The 25,351-nt window shown below is 39.9% G+C and carries 22 protein-coding genes and 1 pseudogene; 13 read left to right on the plus strand and 10 right to left on the minus strand.

Annotation, left to right across the window (positions count from 1 at the left end):
- Positions 1-788 precede the first annotated feature (788 nt).
- From HUW48_RS17725 to HUW48_RS17755, 8 genes are all read left to right on the plus strand, one after another.
- Entirely contained in the window at positions 789-1,463 is a 675-nt protein-coding gene (locus tag HUW48_RS17725) for a cytochrome b/b6 domain-containing protein (RefSeq protein WP_182412208.1), read from the plus strand.
- 11 nt (positions 1,464-1,474) lie between these two features.
- A complete protein-coding gene (locus HUW48_RS17730) occupies positions 1,475-2,281 on the plus strand; it encodes a molybdopterin-dependent oxidoreductase (RefSeq protein ID WP_182412209.1) in 807 nt (268 codons plus the stop codon).
- 222 nt (positions 2,282-2,503) lie between these two features.
- Positions 2,504-2,746: an MscL family protein gene (locus HUW48_RS27065; RefSeq protein WP_246343532.1), complete on the plus strand. Its 243-nt coding sequence runs from the start codon at positions 2,504-2,506 to the stop codon at positions 2,744-2,746.
- 33 nt (positions 2,747-2,779) lie between these two features.
- Complete coding sequence (locus HUW48_RS27070) at positions 2,780-2,983, plus strand: large conductance mechanosensitive channel protein MscL (protein ID WP_246343533.1); 204 nt, start codon at positions 2,780-2,782, stop codon at positions 2,981-2,983.
- A gap of 89 nt (positions 2,984-3,072) precedes the next feature.
- Positions 3,073-4,167, plus strand: coding sequence for a lipase family protein (locus HUW48_RS17740; protein WP_182412210.1), 1,095 nt, complete (start codon positions 3,073-3,075; stop codon positions 4,165-4,167).
- Positions 4,168-4,232: 65 nt separating this feature from the next.
- On the plus strand, positions 4,233-4,508 hold the full coding sequence (locus tag HUW48_RS17745) for a hypothetical protein (protein WP_182412211.1): 276 nt from the start codon (positions 4,233-4,235) through the stop codon (positions 4,506-4,508).
- A 225-nt stretch (positions 4,509-4,733) separates the two neighbouring features.
- Complete coding sequence (gene srmL, locus HUW48_RS17750) at positions 4,734-5,768, plus strand: PheS-related mystery ligase SrmL (protein WP_182412212.1); 1,035 nt, start codon at positions 4,734-4,736, stop codon at positions 5,766-5,768.
- Positions 5,769-6,642: 874 nt separating this feature from the next.
- Complete coding sequence (locus HUW48_RS17755; protein WP_182412213.1) at positions 6,643-7,146, plus strand: integrase core domain-containing protein; 504 nt, start codon at positions 6,643-6,645, stop codon at positions 7,144-7,146.
- 54 nt (positions 7,147-7,200) lie between these two features.
- Here HUW48_RS17755 and HUW48_RS27075 read toward each other — a convergent pair whose 3' ends face one another.
- The 4 genes from HUW48_RS27075 to HUW48_RS17775 all read right to left on the minus strand — a co-directional run bounded on the left by HUW48_RS27075 (position 7,201) and on the right by HUW48_RS17775 (position 13,475).
- The gene (locus tag HUW48_RS27075; protein ID WP_246343534.1) at positions 7,201-9,318 is read right to left on the minus strand and encodes an ATP-binding protein; all 2,118 of its coding nucleotides are present in this window, start codon (positions 9,316-9,318) and stop codon (positions 7,201-7,203) included.
- Positions 9,319-10,497: 1,179 nt separating this feature from the next.
- The gene (locus tag HUW48_RS17765) at positions 10,498-11,229 is read right to left on the minus strand and encodes an oxygen-binding di-iron domain-containing protein (protein ID WP_182412214.1); all 732 of its coding nucleotides are present in this window, start codon (positions 11,227-11,229) and stop codon (positions 10,498-10,500) included.
- 590 nt (positions 11,230-11,819) lie between these two features.
- Positions 11,820-12,842 (minus strand): rod shape-determining protein, encoded by a 1,023-nt coding sequence (locus tag HUW48_RS17770; RefSeq protein WP_182412215.1) that lies wholly within the window; start codon positions 12,840-12,842, stop codon positions 11,820-11,822.
- 408 nt (positions 12,843-13,250) lie between these two features.
- The gene (locus tag HUW48_RS17775) at positions 13,251-13,475 is read right to left on the minus strand and encodes a hypothetical protein (RefSeq protein WP_182412216.1); all 225 of its coding nucleotides are present in this window, start codon (positions 13,473-13,475) and stop codon (positions 13,251-13,253) included.
- Positions 13,476-13,525: 50 nt separating this feature from the next.
- Between HUW48_RS17775 and HUW48_RS17780 the strand changes: the two genes are divergently transcribed.
- Positions 13,526-13,891: a hypothetical protein gene (locus HUW48_RS17780; protein ID WP_182412217.1), complete on the plus strand. Its 366-nt coding sequence runs from the start codon at positions 13,526-13,528 to the stop codon at positions 13,889-13,891.
- A gap of 285 nt (positions 13,892-14,176) precedes the next feature.
- Complete coding sequence (locus HUW48_RS17785; protein WP_182412218.1) at positions 14,177-14,374, plus strand: cold-shock protein; 198 nt, start codon at positions 14,177-14,179, stop codon at positions 14,372-14,374.
- 195 nt (positions 14,375-14,569) lie between these two features.
- Here HUW48_RS17785 and HUW48_RS17790 read toward each other — a convergent pair whose 3' ends face one another.
- Positions 14,570-14,815, minus strand: a complete 246-nt coding sequence (locus HUW48_RS17790) for a hypothetical protein (RefSeq protein WP_182412219.1) — start codon at positions 14,813-14,815, stop codon at positions 14,570-14,572.
- A gap of 503 nt (positions 14,816-15,318) precedes the next feature.
- Entirely contained in the window at positions 15,319-16,647 is a 1,329-nt protein-coding gene (locus HUW48_RS17795) for a PhoPQ-activated protein PqaA family protein (protein WP_182412220.1), read from the minus strand.
- A gap of 323 nt (positions 16,648-16,970) precedes the next feature.
- On the opposite strand from HUW48_RS17795, the gene HUW48_RS17800 reads away from it, so the two are divergent.
- Both HUW48_RS17800 and HUW48_RS17805 read left to right on the plus strand, forming a co-directional pair.
- Positions 16,971-17,468, plus strand: coding sequence for a hypothetical protein (locus HUW48_RS17800; RefSeq protein WP_182412221.1), 498 nt, complete (start codon positions 16,971-16,973; stop codon positions 17,466-17,468).
- A 48-nt stretch (positions 17,469-17,516) separates the two neighbouring features.
- Positions 17,517-18,635: pseudogene (locus HUW48_RS17805) on the plus strand (P-loop ATPase, Sll1717 family); the annotation flags it as partial.
- 60 nt (positions 18,636-18,695) lie between these two features.
- Here the strand turns inward: HUW48_RS17805 and HUW48_RS17810 are convergent.
- The 3 genes from HUW48_RS17810 to HUW48_RS17820 form a co-directional block, all read right to left on the minus strand.
- On the minus strand, positions 18,696-19,145 hold the full coding sequence (locus HUW48_RS17810; RefSeq protein ID WP_182412223.1) for an RES family NAD+ phosphorylase: 450 nt from the start codon (positions 19,143-19,145) through the stop codon (positions 18,696-18,698).
- 3 nt (positions 19,146-19,148) lie between these two features.
- The gene (parS, locus tag HUW48_RS17815; protein ID WP_246343535.1) at positions 19,149-19,586 is read right to left on the minus strand and encodes a type II RES/Xre toxin-antitoxin system antitoxin; all 438 of its coding nucleotides are present in this window, start codon (positions 19,584-19,586) and stop codon (positions 19,149-19,151) included.
- A 433-nt stretch (positions 19,587-20,019) separates the two neighbouring features.
- A complete protein-coding gene (locus tag HUW48_RS17820; RefSeq protein ID WP_182412224.1) occupies positions 20,020-23,193 on the minus strand; it encodes a sigma 54-interacting transcriptional regulator in 3,174 nt (1,057 codons plus the stop codon).
- A 374-nt stretch (positions 23,194-23,567) separates the two neighbouring features.
- Here HUW48_RS17820 and HUW48_RS17825 point away from each other — a divergent pair, with 374 nt between their 5' ends.
- Positions 23,568-24,485: an alpha/beta hydrolase gene (locus HUW48_RS17825; protein WP_182412225.1), complete on the plus strand. Its 918-nt coding sequence runs from the start codon at positions 23,568-23,570 to the stop codon at positions 24,483-24,485.
- 125 nt (positions 24,486-24,610) lie between these two features.
- Here the strand turns inward: HUW48_RS17825 and HUW48_RS17830 are convergent, their stop codons facing one another.
- Positions 24,611-25,177: a recombinase family protein gene (locus HUW48_RS17830; RefSeq protein ID WP_182412226.1), complete on the minus strand. Its 567-nt coding sequence runs from the start codon at positions 25,175-25,177 to the stop codon at positions 24,611-24,613.
- Positions 25,178-25,351 lie beyond the last annotated feature (174 nt).

Below are 25,351 nucleotides of genomic sequence, written 5' to 3' on the forward strand. Positions count from 1 at the left end.
TATTCTATTTTATTCTTCCAGGAAACTTAAGTATAAAACCACCCCTCTGCACAAAGGAAAATTATAGTTAAAATACAATATACAACTATACTTGATACCGTATTTAAAATGCACATACAAAAGAATCAATGAATTAAACTTAATAATGATCTCAATTAAATTAATTTCATAATAATTATTATTTCTAAGCTAAATACAATTTTATTTTTAGCATAATCCAATTTATATTTTAGTGCTATTTATGCGTAATACCCTTTACAGGATACCAAAGTTTATTTGGAATTAAGTTAAGAAGTACAAGTTTCAAGATAGTAAACGTTCGACTTTTGTGCGGTTGAAAAGCTTAATACTAATGTTACTCCAATAATCCCGGCTTTCGGTATAGTAAACTTATTTTGTTCAGCTACTTTATATATAAAATATTATATAATTATGCAAAAATCGATACTAAAGTATAATTTTACATTTACCAATTAAAAAATTATACTTAAATAAGAATAAATCCTTTTTACTTAAACAAATGTATTAACAATAACCCTCCTATACCAACCTTAAATAACCTTTTTATTTACTTATACATAAAAAACAACACAACATAATAATTGTTTATTTCCAAGTTATAATAACTAGCTATTTTAAAAGTAAAACTAACTTTCATTTTCTTATTAATTTATTACATTACTTTCATCAACTCAGGTATCTTTTATTAAACTCTAGATTTTCACTACTCAATTATGTACATTAATAGTACCGTCTAACTAATTTTAGGTAAAATCTTAAAATGCTCCATGAAACAAATTATAGAAAAACATCCATTAGCTATTCGCTGGTTTCATTGGGTAAACTTTCCGGTTTTAATTATTATGATTTGGAGTGGCTTATTAATTTACTGGGCGAATGATGTTTATAAGTTGGGCTGGGGAGACATTACTCTCCTGGCATTTTTTCCCGATTCTTTTTATAAAGCTTTAAAAATCCCGTTTCGGCTCGCGGAAGGCATGTCACTGCATTTTATGTTTATGTGGCTCTTTCTGCTAAACGGTTTATTGTATGTACTTTATACCCTATTTTCGGGCGAATGGCGTTATTTACTACCTAACCGCTACTCTTTCCGGGAAGCCTGGCAAGTTTTGTTATTTGATTTAGGAATTTCTAAGATTCAACCGCCAGTTCGTAAATTTAATGGCGCCCAGCAAATTGCCTATACCAGCGTAATAGTTATGGGACTTGGCTCCGTGCTCACGGGTTTGGCTATTTATAAACCCATTCAGTTGGCCTGTTTATGTTCTTTATTAGGTGGTTACGCTTTTGCCCGTATGTTGCATTTTATTTTAACAATTGGATACGTCTTATTTTTTCTCATTCACATCTTGCAGGTTATTCGGGCAGGTTGGAATAATTTTCAGGCAATGATTACGGGCTTCGAAATAAAACAACCTAATAAAACCAACCCTAATACTTAATCATCTAAGCCATGGCAGAAAATAATCCATTTCCCACTGAAAAAGAAGTTACCGAACAAAAAATTAAACGACGTACTTTCCTGGCTTTTACGGTATTTACAGTGGCTGGCTTAGGTAGTATCGGAATCTGGAAAGCTTTTAGGACTTTACCTAAATCAAAAAATGGTTTAGCTGCTCCTTCCCGTCAGGTACTAGCCTTTAACGAAAAAGTAAATACTATCCTTTTCAGTGACCAGCATTTAGCTCCCACTTACCCAATTGAAGCAGCCGCCCGAAAACCCCGCGTAAATGGCCGAGTTGGACTTTCTAAAAATTTTGATTCTGTTAACTGGCAGCTTCAGGTAAACGAACCGGGAAAATCGCAGTCGCTTTCCATTCCCTTGGATGATATTAAACGTTTACCTAAAACAGAACTAATTTTTGATTTTAAATGCATTGAAGGCTGGAACCAAATTGTACATTACGGCGGGGTTAAATTTTCGGATTTTCTGCAAGCCTATCAATTAGGAACTCAATCGGGTAAACCATTATTGGCTGCCCAACCCAAGGATTGGTATCCGTATGTGGGGTTAGAAACGCCTGACCGTGGTTATTACGTGGGTCTGGATATGCCCAGCGTTTTGCACCCGCAAACCTTACTCTGCTACGAAATGAACAGAGAAGATTTATCTTTAAAACACGGCGCACCCCTCCGGTTAATTATTCCGACTAAATACGGCGTAAAAAGCTTAAAACGAATTGGAACCCTCTTTTTTTCTCTTACCCAACCCCGGGATTACTGGCACGAGCGTGGCTACATATACGATTCTTCGCTGTAGTTACTATTTATTTAAATAGCGACTATGAAAAAGTAAAATTTACTAAACTAAGTTCACTCCTGCTCTCTCCAAAACATAATTTAGCCCCACTGGTTACTTAAAAAAGTTCTAAAAACACCTGACTAAACTTAAGCAGTTTTAATAGAAGTATTCGGCTTTACTTTAAGGTTTCGCCGTTAAAAATTCACTATTTTATTAAAAACCTGTAAACCATAATTTACTATGTTGAAGGGATTTAAGGAATTTACTATGCGGGGCAACGTAATTGACCCGGCAGTAGGCGTAATTATTAGAGCTGCTTTCGGGCGCATGGTTGATTCGGTGGTAAACGATTTGGTAATGCCACTAGCAGGTAAAACTATTAGCAATGTAGAATTTAGTAAATTATACATCGCTAATTCCGGTAAAATTATTCCCGGTATGGCCTTAGCCGATGCTAAAAAGCTACAACCAGTATTTGCGTGAGGTAAATGCGTTACTATCTCAATCAATTTTGTAATGCTGACATATATTACTTTGCTGCTGGTTAAAGGCCTGAATAGCTTAATTCATAAAGAATTGCGATTTCTTTTGTACCCCACCCCTACCAAAAAAGAATTATTGCTTGCTGAAATGCGCGACATTCTGAAGCAAATAGCCGTTAAATACGTTTTTGTCGCCGATATTATAAATAGCTACACCTGTGGTAAATATTTACTTTAAATACCACAGCAAAGTATAATACCTGATTAGAGCCTGAAATAAGAGAAAACCTAATTCCTATAGTTTATTTTTTACTAAACTTTTCACTTATGCGCCAATTTTACTTGTTGAGTTTATTTCTTACGGCATGCTTCATCGGGCGAGCTGGTTACAGCCAAAACCTGAAACCGGGCTTTGATAAAGAAGAATACATAGAATTACTAAAAATTTATTCCCGGTGGGGCGACTCCACTTTTTACGCTGGTATTGCTCAATCCGAAACGTACACGCGCGCTTACGGATCGCCAACGGTGGGCTTAGAGAATCGCTGGGAGCTGCACGTAAATAAGGCGCATTCGGTAGCCGTTATTAGTATTCGGGGTACAACTGCCGATCCGGTAAGCTGGTTGGCCAACTTCTATGCGGCTATGGTTCCGGCCAAAGGTTCTATTCAACTCACCCATAATTTAAATTTTAATTACCAACTGGCTACTAATCCGCGGGCGGCCGTGCACGCCGGTTGGCTTATAAGTCTTGGTTTTTTGGCAAATGATATATTGCCGCGCCTGGATTCCTGCTACCGGGCGGGCATAAAAGAATATATTATTTTAGGTCATAGCCAAGGTGGTGCTATTGCGTACTTGCTTACGTCGCATTTGTATAATTTGCAAGATACCGGAAAACTGCCCGCTGATATTAGGTTTAAAACGTATTGCAGCGCCGGGCCCAAACCAGGCAACTTGTATTATGCTTATGAGTACGAAAGTCGCACCCAAGGCGGCTGGGCTTTTAACGTGGTAAACTCCGCCGATTGGGTACCAGAATTTCCTATTTCTATTCAAACCGTAAATGATTTTAACCTCACCAACCCATTCATAAACGCGAAAGCTGGGATAAAAAAGCAAAAATTTCCCCGGAGAGCAGCCTTACATTACGTGTATAAACAACTAACCAAACATACTTTAAAAGCCCAGAAACGCTATCAGCAATATTTGGGTACTAAAGCTTCTAAATTCGTAAAGTCGCAATTAAAAGAAATTCAGATTCCAACTTATTATAATTCCAATCATTATGTGCGTACGGGCGCTTTTATTGTGTTACTGGCCGATGAAGCTTACTACCAGCAATTTCCCGAAAGTAAGACCAAAGTATTTACGCATCACATGTTGCAGCCTTATTACTATCTCGCTCAAAAATTGAAATAAGTAAAAATAAACCTTTTTGTTACTTTAAACGCCCCAGTACTTTATCAGGATTTACTAAAATTACCTTGTTCCAAAATATATTTGGTTCAAAATCTTTTCCTATTCCAGTTAAAGACCAACTCACGGTTACTTTTGAAGCTCCCGCTCAGCAAAAAGTGCAAATAAGATTTTTGGATAGGCTGGTAAATGCATTATTAAAACCTAACCTAGCGGCAATTGGTGGAGCGCAGCAAATAAAGTTATGGCTCTATTTTAAAAATATCTGGATACTATTATCTCATTACTTAAGCGCCTTCCGCTTAGGAGTTCAATTGTTTTACAATCAACCTGATTTTGAATAAATATGTAATAATTATTTATTTATTCTTATTTTTGCTGGCGCATACGCAAGTTATGTTAGAACAGAAGAAACATATTGCTTTAACTTCCTTCTTTTTCTTTTTTGGCCCGCTCGGGGCTAGTAAATAATCTATGCTCCTTCCGGGAGTAGTTCTCTTGTAAGGAGATTCGCAAAATCTTATCAAATTCTAAAATCTTATAGTTCTTCAACTATAAATCATTTTGCTATGTACAATATTTCACCATCTATAGAAGAAAAAAGAAAATTAAAGCTGCATATTAATCCCAAGCACCCGGTTTGCCAGTTAAAATCTAAAATTCAAGAGTATTTTCCTGGCTTTACTTGTTTCGATACGTTATCCGAGGTAGTTACGCTTGCCGAAAACTTCGACAGTTTGTTGATTTCGGCCAACCATCCGGCGCGAGCAGTTACCGATACATATTACGTAGATGCTAACCATGTTTTGCGTACCCACACCTCGGCGCACCAAACCACCTTGCTGCAAAGAGGCGAAACTAAATTTTTAGTTACTGGAGATGTTTACCGCAAAGACACCATTGACCGAACGCATTATCCGGTGTTCCACCAGATGGAAGGGGTAAAACTTTTGCCAACGGGCACGGATGCTTTATCAGATTTAACAAAAACGTTAGAAGGATTGATACATCATTTGTTTCCGGGTAAAGAATACCGCTTTTTAGATGATTATTTTCCTTTTACTACCCCGTCTATACAAGCCGAAGTGCAGGATAACGGCCAATGGGTCGAAATATTAGGAGCAGGCGTTATTCACCCCCAGATTCTTGCGAACAGCAACGTAGCAGGTACAGGATGGGCTTTCGGTTTAGGTATAGACCGATTATTACTTAATTACTGCAGTATTCCGGATATACGGCTACTATGGTCTACCGACGAACGGTTTATGCAGCAATTTAAGGCCGGATTAACCACTTTCCAGCCTTATTCGAAATACCCGGCGGTTATCCGGGATATTTCTTTCTGGATAAAAGATTACGCTGAAAATATCGAAGGTCTCTGGAGCCGGCACAATGATTTTAGCGAGTTATGCCGGGAGATTGGTCAGGATTTGATTGAAAGTATAATCGTACTGGATAAATACACCAAGGCGGATGCAGTATCATTGGCTTACCGGATTGTGTACCAGTCCAACGACCGAACCCTACTCAACGAAGAAGTGAACGAATTTCAGGAAAGAATCAGAACGGAGGCTAGCCGCCAATTCGGGCTGATTTTAAGGTAAAAGCCAGCAGGTATTATTACCTGATAAATGTTTTCCGAGCAACCTTACCCCTTCTCTTCTAAGAGAAGGGGCTTAAATTAAAAAGTTCTCTTTTGCAATAAAACGGGTAAATTCAAGAGTAATTCCAAACTTTACTTTTAAAGAATAATTCAGGCATCGAACTGGTGCCAGAGTATTTTTTTTAAGATTGTTAGTTAGTCTTAGTAAATACTTAAGCAGTTTATATCAACCCACATTCATTATAAATTACATAACTAATCCTCAAATTAGACTAGCAGAAACTGTTTTGGAATTCGACAAATTAACGTTGCATAAAATTTCTGGTATAACTAGCTGTTTTTGCTAAATACCTATCTTCTATTGCCCTCTCTGCAATTAAAGCCTAGTTACAATTCTGAAATGAGTTATAAGCACATACAGCCATACTCCATAATGCTGTATGTGCTTAATATACAAACTACTATCTATACTTTAATTAAAAGTAGTGTGTTATTTTTTGAGCGCACTAGCAACTCCGGCATACGTCTGGCTAATAATTTTTCCGTCTTTTATAATGAAGGTGTCGGAGGCGTAAGTCAGGTCAAGCACCGGAGTTTTCGCTTGCCAAAGAATATATCCAACATCCCCAACGGTAAACTCCTGAAATAGCTTTACACCAAAAATGTAAAGTTATGAATAAAAGGAAATTAAAAGGAAACACCAAGGCAGCATATTCGTCTAAAGAGAAATGGATCATGGTCGAAGAAATTCGATCTGGCATGCTTACCATCCAACAATTTACTCAGCAATACCAGCTTTCGGTATCCAACTTACAAGAATGGAATCGCTGGTACTATAAAACCAGGCTGTTAAGATATTATCGACCAAGACCATCTTGATCACCGATGCTTATTCGCACAAGATTGTTGGATGGGCACTAGATACCACCTTACAGACCAAAGGATCATTGGCCGCATTGCAAATGGCAATTAAGAGTTTACCTAAGGGAAAAGAAAGGCTGATTCATCATTCTGACAGAGGCATTCAATATTGCTCGAAAGAATACATCCAACTCCTCCAAGCCAAGGACATCCGCATTAGTAGGACCAGCCAGGGTGATCCCGGGGAAAATGCTTTAGCAGAAAGAATAAATAGAACCATCAAAGAAGAATTTAATTGCCCGGCTTTTCTCTCTTTTGACTTGGCTAAAGCAGCTATTACCCAGGCCATCCTGTCTTATAACCAACTGCGCCCTCATGCTTCCTGTGATTACTTGACTCCTGCTCAGGCCCACCTCCGAGAAGGCCTACTGAATAAGCGCTGGCGAAAATACAAAAGAAAAAATCCTGTCAACCAGGAGTGGTTAATTGAGAAATTAAATAGAATTTTTACTGTTTAACCTGTAAAGCTATTTCAGGAATCTACCATGATCCCTCTCGTTTCGGGTAAGCTCCTAAACGGGTAAAAGAATGGTAAATTCGGCAAACTGTTCTTCTTGCGATTCTACTCTTAGTTCTCCCTGGTGGCCTTTGGTAATAATGTCATAGCTCAGCGACAAGCCCAAACCGGTACCTTGGCCGGTAGGTTTGGTGGTAAAGAAGGGCTGAAAAATTTTCTTCTTCACAATTTCCGGCATGCCGGTACCATTATCCCGCACTTTAATTTCTACTTTTTTATCTTGGTATCTGGTACTTACTCTTACCTCTGGTTGGTATTGGCCGTTAAGCTGGGCTTTCTTCTGTTGGGTGGCGTAAAAGGCATTATTTAATAGGTTGAGCAGCACTCTACCCAGTTCCTGAGGCACTACTTCTAATTTACCAACGGTGGAATCAAGTTCGGTTATTATATTAACATGAAAATCTTTGTCTTTTGCTCGCAAACCGTGGTAAGCTAGTCGCAGGTATTCCTCAGCTAAAGCATTAATATCGGTAAGTTCTTTCTGGCCGGTGCTAGCGCGCGAGTGCTGCAGCATGCCTTTGACAATGGAGTCGGCCCGTTGGCCGTGAAGAATAATCTTTTCCAAATTCTGCTTGATGTCTATTAGAAGGCCCGTCGCTTCGGCTACTTCCCCGGCGGCTAATCCCTGCTGCAGTTCTTCGATCAACTCTACTGATACGCCCGAGAAGTTAGTGACAAAATTGAGTGGGTTTTGAATTTCATGAGCAATACCCGCAGTCAGTTCACCCAGGGAGGCCATTTTTTCTCTTTGGATCAATTGGCTTTGGGCTTCTCTCAGTTCTTTAAGGAAGTTTTGCAGTTCGGAAGTTCGTTGTGCCACCTGTCTTTCCAAAGTTTCGTTTTGCGAGGTTAGTATTTGTTGCTTTTCTGCGGAAAGGGTTTCTACTTCTGCTAAATTTTGCTTTAAAGAGCGATGGGTTAAGGCAAAATCATACCCCAAATAAATGGAAACAGTAATGGGAATACTGAAAATAGCTAAAGGGAAAAAGATGGTAGATAATGATGAATCAAAGATCTGAGAGGTAACTAAAAGCCAAAAGGTAAGAAAACTAATTCCGCCTGTGGCAATAATCCACGCACCTTTTTTATTATTTCGAATGGCTTTTAGGGCAACCCGGGTAATATCAATATTGATTAAATTGGTAAAGCCAAAACCAAAAACCATCCATCCCCAGCCATAAATTAGAGCACCACAAGAAATGCTAATCACCCCTACAGCCAGGATGAAATAATAAATCCATCCTCTTTTTTGCTCTAGTAAATCATAGATGGCAGTAAGCAAAAAAGAATAGCCAACCATCATGAGAACTAATAAGAAGTTATTAATAATAAAGATTTGTTCGAGGAAAGGTTGTTTTTTCAGATATAGAATGAAAGACCAGTATACTGCTTGCATCAGGGCATATAAAGAAAAATAGAGGTTAACTTTTTGCGGGGGATTAGATACATAAAAAGCCAGGTAGAGGATGCCTAAAATGGCATATAAAGTTATAAAGACAACATTAATATTGATATCAAAAGCACTTATCTTTTCATATTGGTCAAAAGCGTTTTCTACTGTATTCACTACGACAAATAAGGCTAGGTTTTCCCAGCCCCAATGAGCACTATATGAAATATGGGGCTGTAAAGCGTATCGGATGGCCAGTATTTGCCTGCGTGCCTTTGTAACCGGAAAGGAAACCGATTTGCCAGTAGGTTTATAAGCCTTTACCTGTTCTGGGTTAGAGCTTATCACGCCAAAACGATGAATTAATTTTCCATTTAAATATATTTCAGAAGCTCCTGATTGGTAAATCATCATTGCTAGCTGATTGTTTAAGGTACTATCTACTAGGAGATGGAGCCGAAACCAACCTATCCCTGATCGGGGAATTTGAGGAAACAAATCATGAATGTCTAAAGTAGGATTAATAGATTTCCATTTACTATCATCATATTCCAGCTTTGCCCAATCCGGATTATCACCAGGATGATATTTCCAACCTTTGTCCAGTAAAATACCTTGTTCCCCTAATTGCTTTAGTTCCACTGCTTGGGAGGAAGTTTGCGCGAACATTTCTTGCCAAGTAAACAACAGCAGAACTATGGTGAGCTTAAAAGAAGTAGGCATAGGTTTACTCTTTATATTTTATACCAATAACAAAATCTTTATTGTACCAAATTCATAAACAGGAACTTACGCCGGTAAGGTAATGATAAAAATACTGTCTTATACTGAAACAAGCTGGTAATATTTATCTGAGGAAGCGACCGTTTTCCTGAGATTATATTAAGTTATTGAATATAGTTGAACTTATCAGGCACCTAGTTGGCCGAGTAGGAGAGGAGAGCGAAACTGCATCTATAATATAAGTAAATCGGGAAGAACAAATAAACTGCAAAGGGCAAACAGTTTCCACAAGGTATCCAGTAAAAATACCAGAAAAGGCTCTCAGAAAAACAGCTCGAAACTCTAGAAATGGCTTTTCTCCGATAACGAGTCTTATGTTAAATAAGCGCGCTTTTCTGGTTTTTGTACAATTTAAGTAACTGTAACTGTTTTACCAATTCTTTGTTATAGGCAGGCGGTGGTTATGATTTGACTAACATACTCAACAACGTCCAAAGGTAAATTTTGATTTGCCTTTGGTAACCGTGAATTTAATACAGCGTCGATACCGTAACGAGATGAAATCTGAGCGATGAGTTCGTTTTCAATTAACTCCACATATTCGCGATTCTTTTTGTGTTCTGAAGGTGCCTCAATATCAAATGTTCGAATAGGAAAGACATGCATGCAAATCTTTGCTTTCTTTAAAAACTCACTAACTTCTGTTTTTGTCGCCGAATCGAAAACCTTATTTCTCTCCAGGTGAAGCTTTAAAATTTTGCTAGCAATGTGCCGGTAAAGTTGATTTTCTGTCGACCGTCCTTGATCACTCAGATGGGCACTTAATCTTCTAAAAGCGGGCCGGGCAGTGAAATGATTTCTATCCCCGGTCTAACCAACATAAAAGAATCGGCCATGTTGAGCATGGGTAACCTCAATCACGTAAACCAAATAACTCTCCACAAAATGATTTCCGTCTAATTCGAATTTGAAGTATTGCATGGTAACTTATTTCATGATGCTGGAGCTTGCCCCTAACGTACAAGCATTGCAGAAGGTGGGGCGATTACCTTCCGCTGCCTAAATTATTTAAAATGTCCATCCAGGATAATTTGGTTCAGCCTTTGTTCGTACCCCCATTTTTTGCAATGCACTGTTAGCGGCTGGGCTTTTGTCAAACCGGCTTTCAATTGTTTATTTTTATTTGGCCTCACCTCCCCAGATTTCTTTCATTACAGAATTAAGGTCTATTAGTGCTTGACTACAATCACCATAAAATGAAGAACCGTGCATGGTTGCGAGTGTTTTTGGTTTAAGGTCTGACAATGAATAAAGTAGCTTTGCAGTATGATGAGTATAAGGTGTGTATTCCATTAGAGGTCCTTGTTCAAATTCAAGCATTGAATTCCTGTGTGAAGATAAAATGTCCTTGTCTGTTATATCCGCTACATTTCCATTTTGATGAAATAAATCGGAGCATAGCAAAGTCCTATTTGTTTCCTCGAACATTACCCCTGCATCCCATCCGTGGGGTAAATGAGGAGTTCTAATAAAACGATAATTATACTTTCCTGTATTTAAAACAGCATTACCTGCCATGGCAAAGGCGGGTCTTATCGCAAAATCCGACATATTAACAATAGCACCCGCTTCACTGCAAACAGCTTTAGCATCGGGTGCTGCCTGCAACCATTCATTAAGTGCGCCGCACTCGTCTACCTCAAAATGACTAAACCCTATCCACCTTATCTGAGAAGGAGAAATGATTTTACTTACCGCTTCCAATAGCGCAGGAAACATTTGTCTCATTCCAGCGTGATAGAGCATAGGCTCCTCATCTTTAATCAAAAAATGATTGAACTGCAAATTAAAATCTGGAACAAATACCGAAATTCGGTATACATCTGGGGCAATTTCTGAAACTTTAATCATGGCATTTTGGTCTTATTGTTAAATTCATTGGTTATTGTTTTTTTTGAAATGATGCACCGTTGAACATGCCAGAGCCTTGCCGCTAACTACCAGCTAAACGGAGTCGTTCCGATTATCTGCACTATGGATGGAGTAGATATACCTGCTTTAATAAGACTTGTCAGGGCTTTTCGGGTGATTGAGACTACTCTTTTCATGGTATAAGTAATATAAAGAAAATTTACCAATCTTCTTACCAGTCTCCTTTTTTCTTTTAAAATACACTGTTGCTTGGACCATATTTCCATTTTGGGGTTTCCCACCACTAGCTGTAAAGCTTTGTTCAGTTGGCTAAAAGGAATTTAGGCCCAATTAGAGGAACTAATGGAGGATAACGGGTCTTTGCAAAGAGGATTTGGTAGGGACCAAACCTTACCTAGTCCGGAAATACGTTGACCGATTTGTCTCGTAAAACGACCTAAAAGTGCGATAGAAAAGAACCTGGTATTACCCGATCTTATAAGTAAAAAAGCATTGCATTTAGCCATCTCGCTAATCAAAAGCTTTTCTGCTTTTTTAAGATGGTTCGCTGAGAATGTTCTTGGGATATTTTACCGCATCAAAAAAGTAAAGCGGTCAAGGTTTTGCAGAGCAATGCCCGTCCCGCGGCTTACGGCTCGTAAAGCATCTTCGGGCACGTGCACCGGCAGCTTAGTGATAGCGGCAATGCGGCGATCTAAACCGCGTAACAAGGCACCCCCACCCGTCAGGTAAATGCCGTTTTGGTAAATATCACTGGCTAGTTCCGGAGGGGTAATTTCCAAAGCTTTCATCACCGCCTCTTCCATTTTGGCTACCGTTTTATCCAAACAGTGCGCTATTTCAACGTAGCTCACTTTAATCTTTTTCGGGATACCGCTCATCAAATCGCGGCCTAGAACCGCATAATCTTTCGGGGGAAACTCTAAGTCAACTGCAGCCGCGCCTACTTCTATTTTTATCTTTTCGGCCGTTCGAAGGCCTATCATTAAATTGTGTTGTTGCCGCATGTACTGCAGGATTTCGGCATCAAATGTTTGTCCGGCCACCTTAATGGATTGATCACAAACAATGCCGCTCATAGCAATCACCGCTATTTCGGTAGTGCCACCGCCAATATCAATAATCATGTTACCTACCGGTTCTTCCACGTCAATTCCAATGCCCAACGCGGCCGCCATGGGTTCCTGAATCAAATACACTTCTTTGGCCCCAGCTGTTTGGGCCGAGTCCCGGATGGCTCTTTTCTCTACTTCGGTAATCCCAGCTGGAATGCAAATGACCATGCGTAAAGAAGGGGTAAACCAGCCCTGGTCGAGCTGGATCATCTTAATTAAACCACGGATCAAGTGCTCGGCGGCATTAAAATCCGCAATTACACCGTCCATTAAAGGTCGAATCGTACGAATGTTTTCGTGTGTTTTGCCTTCCATCTGCTGGGCTTTGTGGCCCACGGCTAATACTTCCTGAGTAGTGCGATTAAAAGCAATAATAGCTGGCTCATCCAGTACCAGCGCATTATTGTGCATAATCAAGATATTGGCCGTGCCTAAATCGATGGCAATATCTTGGGTTAAAAAGTTAAACAATCCCATATTTCCCCGTGCTTTCTAACTAAATGCCGAACCTCAAAAGTAGGTTAAAATAAAGGAAAGTCCATCAACCTTCTTCTAGTTTGGAAAGAGCGAACCCCTTTAAATTAGGGTACCAAGAAAAAGCAATCAAATCTAATTTCCACCCTGGTCTTATAATCACAATCATGTTAAATAGAGCCCATTTTCTGGGATTCGCACTATTTAGAAGCTACAAGGGGTAATCTTACTCCGTCGGGGCACGTATTTGGGCGGTAAATTCTTATAAGGTTAAATAACCGTAAATTTGACATTATAAATCTAGATTGCGAAATCGCAAAATGAAATATGAGGAATCTCGTAATTAAACCATACCCATCAGTTTGTAAATGTAACTTGCAAAATGAATATTATATTTCCGCATTGCCTAAGTTAGTTTTGCATCGTACTGGCCCAGTAAAACTGGATTTGCTGTTGATTTAATTGGTGTAGTCTATTAAGCAGCTGGAGTTTAATTTTCTGGAAGGCGAGATCTTTTTCCAAGGGTAAGCCCTGGAGAATGATTTCATCTAAATACCGAATATAAGCTTCTACCTGGCTGCGGTTTAGATTCTTTTCCTCCAGATTAGAGAAGATGTAATCTAACAATCTCGCCATAATCTTGTCGAATAATAAAGAGGGTATACGCACAAGAGTAGTTTGGGTAGATGGGGTTAATACGGAAAAAAGGTGCCAGAAATAAGAAAATAACCAAAGTACCCCGAATGGGTGCGATCAGAGGAGAAAGAATGGATATAGCAGAAGAATTATGGCTGAAAATACCTTTGCGGCTGATGCCTTTAGGTCGCTTTATTAGTCAGATTGATAATCAGAGTGTAGTGTTTTCTTTTCCTTACTTGAGAAAGAAACAACTCGATAAATTAAAGGATAATGTTTTTCCAGATCATTTGATATGTACCGAATTCACGACTATGAAAATCACCTTGCCTAATTTCGCCGCCGATTCCGAGTTCATGACCAGTGAAAATTCCCGCGTCCTAGTGGACTGTTATTTTATCAATGCGGCGGGCTAGTAATCAGGTATTTAATTCGGAAATACGTTGACCAAGTGTCTCCAAAAACAACAAAAAAAAGAGATTGAGAAATTTTGTAAAAACTATTATTTTTTATTAAATAAACGTCGCTTTCTGCTATCTCCTAAATTAGAAGTTACTCCTGATTTTTGGGACGAGTATTTGAGCAATATTATTCAATAAGTGTACTGGTAGTTAAGATGTTCAAATGCACCGAACGTATTTATTTAACTTAAGTGATTTATTTTAGCTACGTTAGATACTTATTTTATAATTTATCTAGTAATGAGCACTTATACAGGAACTGTAAAATTTTACAATCGAGAAAAAGGCTTCGGCTTCATCAAAGTAGATGGTTCGAGCGAAGATTTATTCGTTCACCAGACGGGACTTATTGATACCATATCGGAAAATGACCAAGTCGAGTTTGACCAAGAGAAAGGTAAAAAGGGCATGAATGCCGTGAATGTCAAACGAATTTAATGCATTCCTTAATTTTCTATAAGAAGTACTTCTCCCGTAGGAGCCGATTGCTTATAGCCACTCCAGGGTCTTAGAAAAAGGTAAGTGGCACCGTAAAGCCGTGCTTAGAATGACGATACGCCTCTTCCTTTTCTCGTTCCCCATTTATTATGCTCATTAGGACGCCGATCATGACGCTACGCTCTAGAAAGCTTCCTAGCAAATATCTGGTAAAATAATCTTGTCCAGATAAGGCTCCAAGAACTCCTGGTTCTTAAAACCTCGCACTAACTCCAATCGGTTATTTTTTACCTGGTAGTAAGCCTCAGCGTAAAACTCGCCCATGTGATACAGGCATACCCGGTATTGATTTCCTGGCCGGTCTGCCAGGAATGTTCCATGTTGCCCAATCAGAATTGTTCGTTCCTGATGAGACCCTTTATTGAAGTTATATAAAGTCATTGACATCGTATTTATGTTAACCTGCTAGATATTGAAGTAGAACTGAGCGAACGGAACACCTTTAGGGTTATCGAGAATCAAAAAGAAGCGGAAGCACAAACGGCATCTAATAATATCAAATATTTGACCACAAAAACAAGCTATGTCCCAGCTGGTTAGTAGAAGGAAATAGCTTGTGCATCCAGAATATTTAGTAGAAAAGGGTAGCCATTCTCGGTAGCTGCAGTACTATTCTTAGTCTACTTTATCGGAGTGGGTGGCGTCTAGGTCAAACTACCAGAAAATTCGTAAGGGTATAATACAAAACAAAAAGCCACTCTCTCAAGTGGTTCTAAATAGACCTTATATGATTAACTAATTGGCTAGTTCTAAAGAACAACCCACTGGAATGGGGTATAACCCTTGTGAGCAGGATCAGCAAACGGTAGCAAATGTCTCAATAATTAATCTTATGTTAAACAGAATAAGTAAGTTTCAATTTTATACTATTATAATCTAATCATTTATCTATCAGATGAACTGATATAAGTTTGGGTAGAAAGTAAAAAGGAGTGACCATCCTCCACAAATTCCACTTCCCCGAAAATGGCCTTATAACCACTAGCTGGTCGGGATACTTCCACGGTGTAAATAAATTCTTGATCTCCCTTCGTTTTACTTATTTGAGTAATAGGTTGGGAGCTCCACACAGCTTGCCGAAAATCCTTTGTCTTGGCTCGACTAGTCCATAGTCGGGCTTTCGTGGCTCGCTTATCGGTTCGGATCTCTAACCGAATACGATCTTTCTCTGGCCGGTACTGCCAACTTAGGGGAGGTAAACTTGTATGTGCCGCTACGGCGCGGGCAAAGGCAAAAGCCGTAGGATTGATTCGCGGATCCGCATCGGCCTGTACATGGTTAGCATTCGAAAGATAAAGCACCGCTTTAGATCTTTTTAAGCCCGGCCAATATAAGTTTAAAGCATCCGTGGTGAAGAAGTTATCATTCGTGGCTGAAACTATTAACTTAGGTATTAGGAGCTGCTCCCGGTAAGAATAAGCGTCTACCATTTGAATCAGTCGTTGTCCGCGGGGTTGCTGAAGTTCTTTAAGTAAATTCGTAGTGGCTTGCGAAGGCGTGCTGTACTCGCCAAAAGCTTCGAGATGGTGAGGCAGCTGAGCCTTTGAATTTAAGATGTCAATGGCAATGGGAATAATTCCTTTTACCCGTTTATCGGCCGCCGCCGTTAACCAGGTAGTATGTCCCCGCTTAGAATGGCCTGCTAGGATAAAATCAGTGACTGCCAGTTGTTTTTGCCGCTTGGCTAATAGCTGGACCACATCAAGGGCTCGTACTACGCTTTTAACCATGGGAAATAGTAAAGGCCAGCTTTCATCTCCTGTTTTTAAATATTGAGAAAAGGTATAAGCCTGCAGATCATCTTCTTCCTTGCTTTCAAATAAAGGTTGATTGGGAATATCGTAGAGCATCGCAGCGGGAGTACCGGTGGAATCGCTAATTACTTTCAAACTAGCCAGACCAGCTTCTCGGTCGTATAGATGCCGCAACACCAAGAGCATAGTAGCTGGGTATTTAGCTTTCGCAGGAAAGTAAACGATGAGTTGGTGTTTCCAGGGAATGTTTTGCCAGTTTTGCGATTGGAAGTTCACTTCATAGAAAGTACCCGAGTTATCGGAGCTTGGCAGATCTGCTTGCCAGTGAAAGGAAGTGTCTGGCTTTTCGACATAACGCGACAGAGCATCGTTAGAAGGTATTGCCTTTTGACCATAACTGCCTACCTGATTCAAGATTAATAAGAAAAGAAGTAAGCTTATTAAACGGGTGACTTTCATGATTGTAAAGTGGTTACATAGCCTATTTACAACCTTATTCTAGAAATTCCTATCACGCTAAAGACATAGACCTTGTATCATAACTGAACATTTCAGATAAAGTAACTCATGACGTATTCCTATAATTGCTTTTATGTTGAACGGGAGTTTAAATCATACCATTTCACTTTTTAATCTAGTAGAGAACTATAGATTTAAATATTTGTACTTTAAAAATCCATATCTTTTACAGAAAACTTCTTAATCTCGATCATTAGCTACTATGACTAAACATCCTTATATTACAATAATATAAGTGTTTATCTATTTAAAAAAGTGTCTTGATGAACAGCAAAGCCTGTGCTAAGCAACAACAAAAAAAATTCAGATTTATAAAGCATCACACTATAGGTTCTCCTGATGCTGAATCGGATTTTAATTTGGAGAAAGTATTTGTAGAAAATGGAGAAGTAGAAGTATTAACTGATGTTTTAAACCCAAAATGTATAATAATTGGTAGGACAGGAGCTGGTAAATCAGCTCTTATTAAGCACTTGGAGGAAAACCTAACAAAAGTTCACAGGATACACCCTGAGGCAATGTCAATCAAATATTTGACTAACTCTACCATATTAAATTATTTCCGTGATGCTGGAATTAATTTACATTTCTTCTATAAAGTACTTTGGAAACATGTTTTTATAGTAGAGATATTAAAATTGTTTTTTTCTGAAGACGAGCAAAAAAGAAGGAACTACCTTCAGCAGCTAAGAGACCAACTTGTTAATCGTTGGGGTAAGATAAACCCAGCAAAAGATAAAGCCGTCAAATATTTAGAGTAGTGGACTAATGAATTTTGGTTAAGCACAGAATATAAGGCCAAGAGTTTAGAAACTCAATTAAGTTCAAAGTACTTAGAAGAAACAGGCTTAAATGCTGATATTTTTAAGTTTGGTATTTCTAATGAATCTACGAGTTCGCAAAATGTAAAGGGTGAATATAAAGATAAAGCGGAAAAAGTAATTAGTGAGATTCAAGCAGATGAACTTTATGAGATCATAAACATAATGCGAGATAATCTCCTAGACAATGACCAGAAAGCACATTACATTCTTATTGATGATTTAGATAAAGAATGGGCAGCTCCTCAAATAGTTTATGATCTTATTGCTGCAATGATTGAGGTAATAAAAGAGTTTCAAGTTTTTAAAGGAGCTAAAATTATTATTGCCCTTAGGGAAAATCTAAACCAGCTAGTTTTTTCAGGGCATCAACACAGAGGGGGACAACGAGAAAAATTTGCCGCACTTTACTTGCCCTTAGAATGGGATAAAGCTTCATTAACAGAGTTAATAAATAAAAGGCTAAAATTTCTAACTCAAAATTCTTTAGAATATAAATCTGCCTTTGAAAAAGAAGGTAAAGGAGGTGAGTCTGGTTTTAATTATGTTTTGGATAGAACTTACTTAAGACCTAGAGATGTAATATCTTTTGTGAATAAAATTATAAATAATGCACATACTAAATCATCTTTTTCTAAAAACGTTATTAAGCATGCTGAACCTGAATATTCAATTGAAAGACTTCACGCGATCGATGATGAATGGAGCGAAAATTATGGGTTTATTTCTAAAGCGTCTAGTTTTTTGATTGGTAAATATAACGGGTTTAGAATTCAGAATTTGAAAGAGGATGATTTTTATGATGTTTATTGTGAAGAAGATTATAGTAATATATTTAAAGGCGATCTTTTGAATATTCTTGTTTCTTGGAAAATTAATAAAATTAAATTCAAGAATTTTATAAAAGAATTTTTGTACATTATGTTCCGAGTTGGTGTAATTGGCATAAAGAAGAGTGCTACCGAGCCTATTAGATTCTTTTATAATAATGATATTCCAGTAGCATCCGCTGATTTTGCTCCAGAAGTAAGAATCTATGTTCACAAAGCTTTGTACTCAGCCTTAAAAATCAATGTTAAAGCCCTTGAAGCAGATTATCTTGACTAGATATTTGCTAAAAATAACATTTAAGATACTTACATTATAAATAATATATAGCCGTACTTATTACTTTAAGCGGGGATCAAATTCATGTGCGAGTTCTTCAATCACTTGTAATCTTCCTGCCTCTGCATGCAAAGGATTTATCAAGTAGTTCCATTCGAAAGGGGAATGAACAGATGGAACTCTCATTACCAAAAACTTATTTTCTTTGATCCACTGCTCGGTAAAGGCAACTAATTCCTTAGGATGCGGAAATGAATTCCAGTTACTAGGTAAATCAGCAATAGAGAGCTCTTTATGACTAATATCATCTGGAATTTCAATGAGAATTAAATGGTAGTTCTTAGGGATTGATTTAGTATTAGCTAGCACTTCTAACTTAGCTAAAGAAAAACTTCCTGCCGTGTACAAAATGCGAGTTCCTTTTTCATGCCATCTTGCTGAGCCAAACAATCCACCAGTTCCCGTAAGGTCTCGAACGTACTCCTTTTTTGCTAATCGATAGACAACCATGAATTAAGAGTACATGCCATGTTCAATACTAACTAGTAAATCTAGCAATTGCTCTCTCCCAATAGATGAATCTAACCAGTCAATTGGCCTTTCCTCTCCTAAAGCGGTATTTTTTGTATACAACCATTCATTAAAATCATTTTCATCTTCAAAGACCTCAATACCTTTCGCTATTACTTTGGAGACCTCGTAAGCTGTTTCGGATTCTGCTTTTTTTAATTTCCGATCTTCCTTGATATGCCGTTGTAGAGTGCTTTCAGATATTTCTAAGATACTGCTCATCATTTTATTGGTCAGATGTATCTTGTTTTGAATAGATTTTACAACAGCAATTGACACTGCACCTTCTCTAGAGGCTTTTATAAAGTCTAATCGAGTATGGATGTCACGGCCAATATTTTTAGGCCCACCCATTATGTTCATGATTGAATCTAACGACATATTTCTTTTAACTTAAGTCAATTGATTGCTATAGCACATTCAATTGACTGCAATATATAAGAAAAACGTTTGATAAGCTAAAAAGTTTACCACTTAACTAAAAGCTCAAAATTTTAATTAAATATTGTTGGTTCCTTTTACATTAGTTAAAGGCTCATTCCAAAACTGTAAAAAGCATTTGCCTTTTTATTTGTCCTACTTTTTTTGTAGAAGTTAGTTATTTTACAAATCTTGAACGGTGGTTCAAGTAAGTAAATCAACTACTATCATTACGTCCGCCTAAAATTCCCAATGTCTTTTTTCCATGCCCGAGCAAACTACGCCTAATGAAGCGGAAATCCGACCTATTATTGGGTTCTTAAACAAGAGCGCTAACTTGCCTTACGCCTACAAGCATCCAAAACCGTTCTATGAGCTTGTTCCTGCTGGCAGCTTAACTTTTCAGCACATGCTCCTTGTAAATGCCCAGCTTTTTCATTTTAGCTTCCAGGGTGGTCGCCTTGATGCCTAGCCGCTCGGCCGCGCCTTCGGTTCCTCGGATACGACCTTGGGCTAGTTGGAGCGCCTGCATAATCTGGGCTTTCTCCCAGCTTTCCCGTTGCGCTTTGATGCCATTGTCTGGCTGGCCTAACAGCTGCTCGTTAGGCAGAGAAGTAACTAACTGAATGTTGGAGGAGCGTTTCGCGGGGGGACGGCTCCATTCTAGAGGGTGCTGTTCCGAGAGGATAACGGACTGTTCCATTACATTCTCCAGTTCCCGGATGTTTCCCGGCCAATCGTAGGCCAGCAGCTCGGATAAGGTATTTGCCGTGATGCCCAGAAAAGGACGGCCCATTTTTTTGGAAAACCTCTGGGCAAAGTAAGTGGCTAGCAGGGGAATGTCTTCATTACGCTCCCGCAAGGAAGGTAGTTGAATAGGAAAAATATGCAGTCGATAAAATAGATCGGAGCGAAACTTTCCCTCCAGCACAGCTTTTGCCAGATCCCGGTTGGTGGCGGCTATCACCCGAAAATCCACAGGAATGGTGGATTTTCCGCCGATTCGCTCGATTTCCTTTTCCTGCAGCACGCGCAGCAACTTGGCCTGCAGTTCCAGGGCTAATTCTCCAATTTCATCCAGAAAAATAGTACCCTGGTTGGCCATTTCAAATTTCCCGATTCGCCGTTCAACGGCACCGGTGAAGGCTCCTTTTTCGTGACCAAAAAATTCCGACTCAATTAGTTGGGCCGGCAAAGCCGCACAATTTACCTTGATTAACGGCCGCTCCCGGCGAGGCGACTGGTGGTGAATTGCCCGGGCTATTAGTTCTTTGCCCGTGCCAGTTTCTCCTTGAATCAACACCGTTGTATCAGTGGGAGCTACGTTAGCCACGGAATGGAAAACCCGCTGTAACAGGGTACTGGTACCGATAAGCTGCTCGAAGTTGTATGTAGTTTTGACCTCTTCCATCAGGTAGCTTTTCTCTTGCTTCAACTGCTCGCTAAGCTTTTTGACTTCCTCATAAGCCAGCAACTTGTCCAGAGTTAGGGACAGTGAATAGGCAATACGACTCATAAAGGCTAGGTGCTCGGCCTGGTAGGCGTCCACTTGTTTGCTGTAAAAGGAGAAAACGAGGGCATTATCCCGGCTTAGTAGCAACGGAAACCGAAAATGTGACTGGAGTTGAAAGTGTTGGGCTGTCAAGCGTTCTACGGTATATTGATGACCCCAGCGCACCAAATCTTCCCCGTTGAGGATCATTGCCTCTCGTAGGGTTTGTTCCCGAGGAAGCTTATCATATTTTTCAGCCGATAGTCCGCATAGGTGCTGTTGGTGCGCGGGATCCAGCAACTGATATTCCTCGAAACCAGTTCGATAGAAAGTATAGTCTCCTTTGAGTTGTTCTCCCTCTTTCAGGCGGAAGACGACGTAATCTAAGGGGAGGTAGGGCTCAAGTAGTTGAATCACCTTCCACCACTTCTTCTCCCACGCCTCTTCCCTGGTCAGCACGTTAGTCAAAGTGATTTGCAGGCTTTTCTCCCCTTCCCGGGAGGCAATTTCTTCGTTAGCCAAGATATTACTAACAGCCACGGCCAATTGGCCGGTAAGCGCTTTGTACAGGTTAAGCAAGGCTGGGTGCAGGGAGGCCTTGCCATGAAAATGAAAAAGAACCAGCCCGATCCGTTGGCCTCCATACACCAAGGGAACATTCACTGAGTTTTGTAAGCCGGTTTGCTGCATCAAAGTCAGATCATCATTGCCCTGATAGGACTTCAATAATTCTTGCGCTGACCAAGGGAAGGGCCCCTCCTGCTCAAGCAGCACCTCAAACGGGGAGCCTTGGATGGGAAACGACTGACGGGTAAGTTTCTTGAATAGCGGATGGGCCTGCCGTTCCGTCGAAGCTAGGTTGAAGAAATAGGAATACGCTTTTTCTCTCAGGATGACCACCACAGCGTCATCGAAGTCGATGAGAGGTCGTATTTTTTCCATCATCACTCGGTAAAGGTCATCCTTGTCGCGGATGGTAGTCATCGCCTCACTGAGGGAAAGCAGGATGGTTCGTTCTTGTTCCCGTTCCAAAATATCCCTATTGGCCAGGATATTATAAACTGCCACGGCCAATTGGTCCGTAAAGGCCTGGTAAAGGGGAATTTTTGCTGGCTGGATCTGGGACGCTTGGTTAAAATGTAGCAGAATCAACCCAAATATTTCCCCTCCATGCAACAAGTTCAGTTTAACGGAGTAATGCAGGCCGGTCTGTTGCATGAATATGAAACCAGGATAGCCGGGAAACCGCTGCAGCATCTGCTCGGTAGTCAGAAAAAAGGGATTATCCTGTTGGATAAAAAACTCGAACGGAGAGTTTTTAAAGGGAAAGGTTTTGCGGGCCAGTAAATCGTAGAACGGATTTGCCCGCCTTTCGGCCGGTGCTAGATTGAAGAAGTAATTGTAGGTATCCTTCTCAAAGATAACTACCACGGCATCGTTGAAGTCGATGAGAGGCCGTATTTTTTCCATCATTACCCGGTAAAGATCGTCCTTGTCACGGATGGTGGCCATATCGCCGCTGAGAGAAAGTAAGGTAGCCTTTTCAGCCAACCCCTCCCGAATTTGGGTATAGGCCAGCGCGGCCGCTATTGGCTGGGCCAACATCTCCAACAATGGGAACTGTCCCGCTGAAAAGGTTCCTGATTTTTTGCTAAACACCTCCAAATGACCTACTATCTGGCCACGGTAGCGAAGAAGCGTCAGCATACTTTCCTCCAAGCCTGCCGCCTGCACGAAGTGGGTGCCCGCAAAATCACGATAACCTAGGTCGGAGCTATTCACTTTCCGAATCTGGGTGGAGTATTCAGCGGCGCAGCTGAGGAGTGCGTAAGGGGATAGTGAAATGGGGAAGATGTCTCCCTGCTTTTCAATCGGCCTGGCTTTTCCGTCCGATGGGAGGATAGCCTGGAAAAGTTGAAAATAATTGCCTTCTATTAAAGTGATGACAATGGCTGCTACCTCCAAAGCCGGTTGCAGTGCAGCCAATACTCGGCCAGCCAATTCGTTTTTTCGTTCAGCTGCTTCCACTGCTTTGTGCACTGCATTAGTAACTTGTAAGACCTGATTGTTCAGCATAGGTAGCTATTTATCGGTCTATTAAAAATACTCCAAAAAATTGGAGAATTCTTAATATCTCCAATTTTTTTAAATTATTACCAGTAGTGTGCCTTATTAGAACCACCCTATTAATTAATCAAAAGTTCTTTTTTTATGTACCAGATGGCATTTTTTAAAATCTGCTCTTCTATTCCTCCTTGGCACTTTGATTGAATAAGGCATATTGGTCAGTTAGAAAGCATGAACCAAGGATAGTCGAAAGAAAGATCCTAGTCAATTAAATTAATATAGAAGCTGGAATATAGGCCTAGCCCAATCAACAGCCAAAGCAATCGATTCATGCTTTCTACAACTTTCCTTATTCTATTTTCTTACACTTAAAAAGCTGTCCTATGAAACCATTAATTTTTATGTTTTTAGCTATTGCCTTATGGGCGCAGACATTCCTTGCTTTTGGTCAGAAAGCCACCAAACAGGAAAATGTAGTGTATGGTGTGATATCCGGGATGAGTTTGCTAATGGATGTTTATCAGCCAGGCAAGAGTAATCACTTGGGGGTAGTTTTTATTCCAGGAAATGGCTGGGGATTTTTTGATCAAAGAATCTATAATAAAGGAGCTTTAAAGGAGGCCGTCCAAGATACGGCTTATTACGGCAAGTGGGTGAAATCACTGGTACAAAAAGGGTATACGGTTTTTATAATTAACCATCGTTTTGCACCGCAGTTTCACGCTCCAGATATCTTAGCTGATTGCCAAAGGGCCGTCCGGTATATTCGATATAACGCCAAGAAATTTGGCATTGATGCGCATCATATCGGGGCGATGGGACATTCTTCAGGTGCCAATCTATCTTCCATGCTAGGCGTTACGGATGTCTTCATTGATAAAGCTGAAAATCCCATCGACAGCATTAGCTCCAAAGTACAGGCAGTAGTAACGATGGCCGCTCCTTTTATCTTATCTGATATAAACCGGAAGGAGGACACAATGCTGACCCGAAACATGGCCTTGAGAATGTTTCTTAATTATGTTGGGGAACTTCCAGAAGAGAGCAAAAATGAGTTTGTCTCATCGGGAAGGTATGCGCAGGCTTCGCCTATCACATACGTAACCAAAGAAGATGCCGCTACCCTGATCTACTACTCCGATGATGACTTTATCATTCCTCGCCGGCAAGCTCCTAGGATGTATCAAGTTTTAAAAGAAAAGGGAGTACCGACTAAAATGGTACTAACCCACAAAGAACGCCATTGGCCTAAACCTAATATGGAGGAAGTAGATAAATGGTTCAAGCAATACTTGAGATAATCAACAATTATACATTTATGGGGTGGACCAGTCAGTATGGCGATTGTTAGACATAAGTAAAATAGAAAAAAATGCCTATACTTCCTTATAGTTGGTATTCTATTCGGTTGGCAGTACGTTGCCTTTTAAAAGGTAGATGCATATTCTAAGTACCGATAACAAGTCGCGCGGGAGAAGCCCAAAATTTTGGCTATTTCCTCCGGCCTTTTACCCGATTCCAATAGCACTTTCGCGGACTTTGCTTTTTCTTGAGCTTCGGGAGTTAAACCAGCAGGCCTCCCTCCTGCCCTACCCCGAGCTCTAGCCGCTACTAAGCCAGCTTTGGTTCGTTCTTTAATTATCTCCCGCTCAAACTCAGCTAGGGAAGCAAAGATGTTAAAGGTAAAGCGACCGGTGGAAGTAGCCGTGTTGATGCCATCTTGTAAACTCACGAAGTCAATTCCCCTTTTTTGAAACTCCGCTACCAGGTCAATTAAATCCCGCAAGGATCTACCCAGCCGGTCCAGCTTCCATACCACCACTGTATCACCAGAGCGGATTTGTCCCAGCAATTTCTCCAACTCCGGCCGTTCTTTGTTTTTCCCCGACTTTTTTTCCTGAAAGACGAGCTCACAACCTTGTTTAGTCAAAGCGTCTAACTGTAGTTCTAATTTTTGGTCCTGGGTGCTGACCCGGGCGTAGCCTATTTTCATATTTGTCTCACGAATGCCATCTCAAATATATAAAAATACTTTTGATTTGTGAGATGGAAATTTGAGACGGTTTTTAGCCGAAAAAGAGATGTTTTTGGAGGAGTGATTTTGTCTCGTAAAACGGTCGTGGCTGTTGCACAACCTTTTGTTTGAGATTGATCGTTGAAGAAGATT

The sequence above is a fragment of the Adhaeribacter radiodurans genome (assembly GCF_014075995.1).
Lineage (GTDB): Bacteria > Bacteroidota > Bacteroidia > Cytophagales > Hymenobacteraceae > Adhaeribacter > Adhaeribacter radiodurans.